The sequence below is a fragment of the Kitasatospora sp. NPDC059812 genome (assembly GCF_042732075.1).
Lineage (GTDB): Bacteria > Actinomycetota > Actinomycetes > Streptomycetales > Streptomycetaceae > Kitasatospora.
In genome coordinates, this window is record NZ_JBHWIO010000035.1 from 47,354 (window position 1) to 53,519 (window position 6,166).

The window sequence follows — 6,166 nt, forward strand, 5'->3', positions numbered from 1 at the left end:
GGGCCCCTTCCCCCGCGGCGCCCCCCCCCCCCAGCCCCCCCCCCCCCCCCCCCCGCCACGGGTGTCTCCTACCAGGCGATCAGAACGTAGCCGGGGCCGCTCGGGTTGCTCCGCTGGCCGGTTTGGCCGCCGGTGCCGGCGCTTCCTGACTGTGAACTCGGGCTGGAGGGCCCCGTGGCGCCGCCGTTTCCTCCCCCGCCTCCCGCGTCGCCGGGGCCGCCGTTTCCACCGCTGCCGCCGACGCCGGTACCGGCGGGCGGGGTGACAGTGGCCGCCGGAGGCGCGGCCCCGGCACCACCCGTCCCGCCGGCACCGCCCGAACCGCCGGGTTGGCCGTAACCGGGGCTGCCCGGCCTTCCCTGGCCGCCGGTGACACCGTCGACACCCGCGGCACCGGACTGACCCGAGGTTCCGGGGTTACCGGCCAGTCCCGTGCCCGTTCCGGAGCACAGCTCCAAGCGGTCGGCGGGGGCCCCGGCGCCGCCTCCGCCCCCTGCGCCGGTGCCGCCGGAAACGCCCCCGGCACCGCCGGCGCCGCCCGAACCGCCGATCTTGCCGTTCTCCCCGCCCTGCCCCGCACGGCCGCCCGGGCCCGAGCCCCCGGCGGCCCCGTTACGGCCGGAAGGCGCCTCGATGAGGTCTTCAGGCCCCACGACCTGGGTGGTCGTAATGGCCGTGTCGGCGCCTCCGCCTCCGCCGCCCGCGCCGGTGGTGCCTGCTTTGCCGCTGGTGAAGGTGCTGCCGGCCGCGCCGCCGCGACCGCCCGCCCCACCGCCACCGCCGGCGCTCCGGTCGCCGCCACCGGCTACGAAGATTGTGAACGTGTCGCCTGCCGTGACGGTGAGTGTGCACTCCGTGTAGGCGCCGCTGCCGCCGCCACCGCCCGCGCCGCCGCCGCTGCCGCCCGCGCCTCCTCCTCCGCCACCGCCACCCACGGGGTTGGAGATCCCGGGCGCGTAGCTTCCGCCGCCACCCCCTCCCCCTCCGCCGCCGCCCCCGCCGCCACCCGCCCCGGCGCCGCCGCGGCCCCAGGCGTGAATGGTCATCTGGGTCACCCCGGCCGGGACCACGAACGTGGCGCTGCGGATCGCCGGTGGAAAACCCTGTTGACCGTGAGGTGCCGCGGCAGGAGCACCGGGCGTCGCCGCCATGGCCAGGCTGCACGGCAGCACGGCCATGGCAGTCGCGGCAACAGCGATCCTGCGACTCAGAGGAGTCCTGCAACTACGGAAAGTGCGCATGCGTCCCATGTTTCACACTTCCGCCTCCGCCGCCACGCCGACAGGTCCATCCAGGGTCAGCCGGCTGCGCGACCCTGGCTCCCGAACTCGGCTCGACCACGTGATGTGCCCGAGCTTTGAGCACGGCACCCCACCGCACCGCAGGGTGCCGAGCGCTGCGCCCCCACTCCTTCGGTTCACCGGGCGTGGGCGGCCCGATCTCTCTGCCGCCGGGAGGTCGACCAACTGCGGGAACAGCCCACCGGGGGTGCCGAGATGGCGTGACAGCCGGATGTGCCTACGCGTCGACCTGACGCGCGAGCCCCGCTACCCGTCGTGGGCAGCGGGGCTCGGACCAGGCGTGTGCGTCAGACCTCGCCGGCCTCGCCGAACTCGCCGGCCCGGACGGCGGCGACGAACGACGACCGGGCGGCGGCGGGGAAGGCGGGGGCGGACCGGCTACAGCAGGTGCTGCGCCCGGAGGTCCGCCACGTACTTGGTGATCAGGTCCCGCGAGAGGTGCGGGATGTCGTTCTCCTCGTTGAGGGCGGCGGCCCGGACCGCCGCGCGGAACCGGTCCGCCGGCAGGGCGGATCCGGGCAGCGGCTCCGACGGCGTGGCGAAGGCGTGCAGCAGGGGGAGCAGCGAGTGCTGCCGCTGGTGGTCGGGCAGGCCGCGTATGGCGCTCTCGAAGCGGTCGAGCCACTCGTCGTAGTCGTGGATGCGCGTCAGGGGGTGTCCGGCCGCCACCAGCCAGTCGACGAAGGTGTCGAGGGAGATTCCGTCCTCGTGCGGGTTCACGATGTTGAAGGTCCGGTACCCCTCTCGGGTGTCGTCGCCCAGCGCGGCGACGGCCTGCGCGGTGAAGTCCACGGGCAGCGCGTCGTAGTGCCCGCCGACATCGCCGGGGCCCCGGGCGTAGAAGCTGCCGGGGGCGATGCCGGTCGCCAGCAGGCTCAGCAGGAGGCGGGTGAACACGTCCGGGACGTTCAGCTGCCCCCGGTAACGCGGGTGGGCGAGGATCAGGTTCGAGCGGAACACGGCGACCGGGAGGCCGAACGTGTCGTGCGCCTCGCGCAGCAGCACCTCGCCCGCCCACTTGCTGGCCGCGTAGCCGTTCGCGTAGCCGCTGCCGAGGTCGCGCGTCCCGCAGGCCGTGCGGATGTCCGCGTCCTCGTCGGCCGCAGCCGTGGAGTCGAAGACGACGGCGACCGTCGACAGGTAGGTGAACTGTTTGGCCCTGGAGGTGACCGCGAGCCTGATCAGTTCGGCCGTGCCCAGCACGTTGGGGCCGAACAGCTGGTCGTAGGGCAGGACATGGTTGACGAGTGCCGCCGGGTGGACGATCAGGTCCACGGTGTCGGCCAGCCGCTGCCAGGTCTCCCGGTCGAGCCCGAGGTCGCTTTCCCCGACGTCGCCGGCGACCACCTCCAGGTGCGCGGCGGCCAGGCCGTGGTAGCGCCGGAGGAGCTCCGGGTCGCCGCTGTCGAAGGCCGCGTGGAGCCGGGCCCGGGCCGCCTCGTCGGTGGCGCCGCGGACCACGCAGACCAGTGTGCCGCCGCGCTGCGCGACGCGCTCCAGCCATTCGAGGCACAGGAAGCGGCCCAGGTAGCCGTTGGCGCCGGTCAGCAGGACGGTCCGGGCCTCGGGCAGCGGGCCCGTCGGCCGGCCGGTCCGCGTCGGGGTCCCCGGGTCGAGGAACGCGTCCAGCGTCAGGTCGCCCGCCGCGAGCCGCGTCGCGCCCGGTCCGTGGACCTGGTCGGCGGTCGGGCGCCGGTCGCCCGACGCGAGGGCGTTCTCGATGTGGTCGGCCACCCGCTCGAGCGTGTTGACCGGGTTGATGACGACGTCGACGGGGACGTCGACGCGGTAGACCTCCTTGAGCAGTTGGGAGAACGACAGTGCGGAGAGGCTGTCACCGCCGAGTTCGAGGAAGCGCGTCCCGGGGTGGACGTCGTCCTGCCGGTTTCCGAGCAGCGCGCGGGCGGCCAGGCACACGGTCTCCGGTACGGGCCGGGACGGGCCGACCTGGCGCAGTGCCCGGAGTTCGTCGCTCTCGCGCTCGGTCAGCTCGGCGTACAGGGCTTCGAGGCGCTCGCCGTAGCGCCTCGCCAGCGCGGGGCGCAGCAGCTTGCGCACCCCGGAGAGCAACCCGTTCTGCTGGCTGAACGGCTCGGTCTCGATGAGGAAGTCCCGTGGGATCTCGTACGAGTTGAGGCCCGCCTCGGTGCCGAGGCGGTGCAGGGACTCGCGCAGGAGCGACCTGAGGCGCGGGCCGTCCCCGGCGGCGAGGTCGAGCGCCTCCTGGGTGGGCACGATGACCGCGAGCAGGTAGGCGCGGGCGCTGTTGCCGTACACGAAGACCTGCTGGACGAGCGGACTGCCGGTGAAGAGGGCCTCCAGCCGGGAGGTGGCCACGAACTCGCCCTGCGACAGTTTGAGGACGTTGGAACGGCGGTCGACGTACACGAACTCGTCGGGGCCGGTGAGGGCCACGATGTCGCCCGTGCGGTAGAAGCCGTCCTCGTCGAAGACCTGGGCGGTGGCGTCCGGCCGCTGGAAGTAGCCGGGAACGAGGCGTTCCGACTTGACCAGCAGTTCGCCCCTGGGGTGCGGGGAATCGGTGCGGAAGTACCCCAGCTCGGGCACGTCCGCCAGCCGGTGGTCGGTCACCGGAGGGCGCAGCACCCGGCCGTCGAGCGAGACCAGCCCGGCTTCCGTCGACCCGTAGCCGTTGAACACCCTGATCCGCAGGCAGCTCTCCAGGAACGCCGACAGCTCCGCGCTCATCGGGGCCGAACCGTAGGTGGCCCACAGGAGGCGGCCGCCCAGGGTCTTCTCCCGCAGCTCCTCCTTCGCTCGCTCCGCCTGCCCGGCGGTGTCGCTCCCCGCCTCGCTCCGGTAGCGCTGGAAGAGCATGTCGCAGATGCGGGGCACCAGGATGAACTCGGTGGGCCGGACCAGGGAGAGGTCCACGAAGAGGGTCGACAGGTCGCTCGACGCCACGAAGTGGGCGGTGCCCCCCTTGGCGAGCGTGCCGAACAGCACGCCCCGTCCCATCATGTGGCTCAGGGGCAGGTAGTTGAGAACGATGGACGGCTGCGGCCCCTGGCCGGGCACGAAGTCGATCCAGAAGTGCTTGACGAGACGCTCGGTGTACACGGCGCCCTTGGGGGTGCCGGTGCTCCCCGAGGTGTAGATCAGCGCGCTGAGCGCGTCGGCCGTCGAGCCCTCGGGGACCCGGGGGAGCGGTGGCAGGCTCCTGCCCCGCTCGACGATCGACGCCAGCGCGTCCAGGGTGGCACCCCGGCCCTGCGCCGCGAGCCGTCCGCGGGCGGAGTCCAGCGCCTCCTGGTGGTCGGTGACCTCCGGGCGGTGGCCGAGCACGACGATCCTGCCCAGTGACGGGGTGTCCGCCGCGATCCGGAGCGCGACGTCCAGGTGTGCCACGTCCACCGCCAGCAGGCGTGGTCCGGTCTGAGCGACGACGGTGGCCAGGTGTTCCGCCGAGGCGCCGGCCTGGAGGGGGACGCTCACCGCGCCGGAGCGGACGCAGGCCAGGTCCAGCACGGCGTACTCGGGGCTGGTGGAGCCGAGGACGGCGACGAAGTCGCCCGGGCCCACGGCGTGGTCGGGGTGGTGGCGCCACTCCGAGGCCACCGCGCCGACGCGTTCCCACAGTTCGCCGTAGGTGACGGTGTCGAACCGGTCCAGGAGGCGCAGGGTGGTGCGGCCGGTGTCCGGGTCGGTCACCGGCTCGGTGGCGCGCTCGCCCAGGGCGGGGCGGTCCGCGTACCCCTCCATCACCGTGGCCACGAGGTCGGCGAGCGGTAGGCCCGGCCGCCGGATCGCCTCGCTGACGGTGTCCAGGGGTGCGGCGGCGCGGAACTGCGGATCCGTCGCGTACAGGTGGGCGGTGCGCTGGGCGGTGCGTGCGTCGAGGTCGTCGGCCGGGGGCGGTAAGACGGGCATCGGTGTTCTCCTCTACGGCCTCGAAGGCCTGGGCAAGGGGCGGGCGGTCTTCATTCTTCGGTGGAGGCCGGTTCGGTGGAAGTGAGTGGTGCCTGGACCCCGTGGTCGTGGGTGAGCCGGACGATCGCCGCCGCCGCGGTGCGGGCGCCGCTCTCGTCCTGGGCCTCGATCGCGTCGACGAGTCGCCGGTGCAGGTCGGCGTGCTCCTCGGCGGCGGTGGCGTCCCAGGGCAGGCCTCCCAGGGCGGAGGTGAGGGCCGTGCCGAGGTAGTCGTAGACCTCGATCAGGAGGTCGTTCCCACTCGCCCGGACGACGGCCCGGTGGAACAGCGCGTCGACGCTCATGGCCGCGGACCTGTCCTCGCCGGCGCAGGCCGCGTCGGCGTCGGCCAGCAGCTCCCTCAGCTGGTGCAGCTGGTCCTCGCTGCGCCGCAGGGCGGCGGCCCCCGAGGCGTACTCCTCGAGGACGGTGCGCAGTTCGAGGACGTTGTCCCGCCGGGCGGAACTCGCCCGCCGCACCATGACCGACTGGAGCTCGCTCGACGCGCGGACGTAGGTGCCGTCCCCGGCCCGGGGTTCCAGCAGGCCGAGGTGCACGAGCGCGCCGATCGCCTCCCGCAGCGTGCTGCGTCCGACCCCGAGCTCCTCGACGAGGACCTGCTCCGGCGGGATCCGCGTCCCCACCGGCCAGCCGCCCGCCTCGATGTGCGAGCGGAGGCTGTCCACGAGCTGCGCGGACAGGCTCGCCGTTCTGCGCGGTGTGCTGATGCGTGTCATGGAGGCAGCCTATACAAACATCAGACATTTGAACATCGCATGCTTCTGGGCCTGGGTCGCCCCGGTTCCGGCCGCCCGGCCCGCGATACGCCACCGGCGGGGACCGCCCGGGCCGGTGCCCCCCGTGGGCGGGGGGTCGGGGGGGGGTTCGCGGCGGCCGTGAACCGCGGGACCCGCGGCGCCCGCTCGGGTTACACC

The 6,166-nt window shown here is 73.9% G+C and carries 3 protein-coding genes; all 3 read right to left on the minus strand.

Translation table 11 applies throughout. The features are described 5' to 3' along the window. Positions 1 to 68 precede the first annotated feature (68 nt). The 3 genes from ACFV6D_RS19460 to ACFV6D_RS19470 all read right to left on the minus strand — a co-directional run bounded on the left by ACFV6D_RS19460 (position 69) and on the right by ACFV6D_RS19470 (position 5,968). Positions 69 to 1,178, minus strand: coding sequence for a hypothetical protein (locus ACFV6D_RS19460; protein ID WP_380493840.1), 1,110 nt, complete (start codon positions 1,176 to 1,178; stop codon positions 69 to 71). 501 nt (positions 1,179 to 1,679) lie between these two features. After that, entirely contained in the window at positions 1,680 to 5,192 is a 3,513-nt protein-coding gene (car, locus tag ACFV6D_RS19465) for a carboxylic acid reductase (RefSeq protein ID WP_380560586.1), read from the minus strand. A 50-nt stretch (positions 5,193 to 5,242) separates the two neighbouring features. Then, complete coding sequence (locus ACFV6D_RS19470; RefSeq protein ID WP_380423960.1) at positions 5,243 to 5,968, minus strand: FadR/GntR family transcriptional regulator; 726 nt, start codon at positions 5,966 to 5,968, stop codon at positions 5,243 to 5,245. Positions 5,969 to 6,166: the final 198 nt, after the last annotated feature.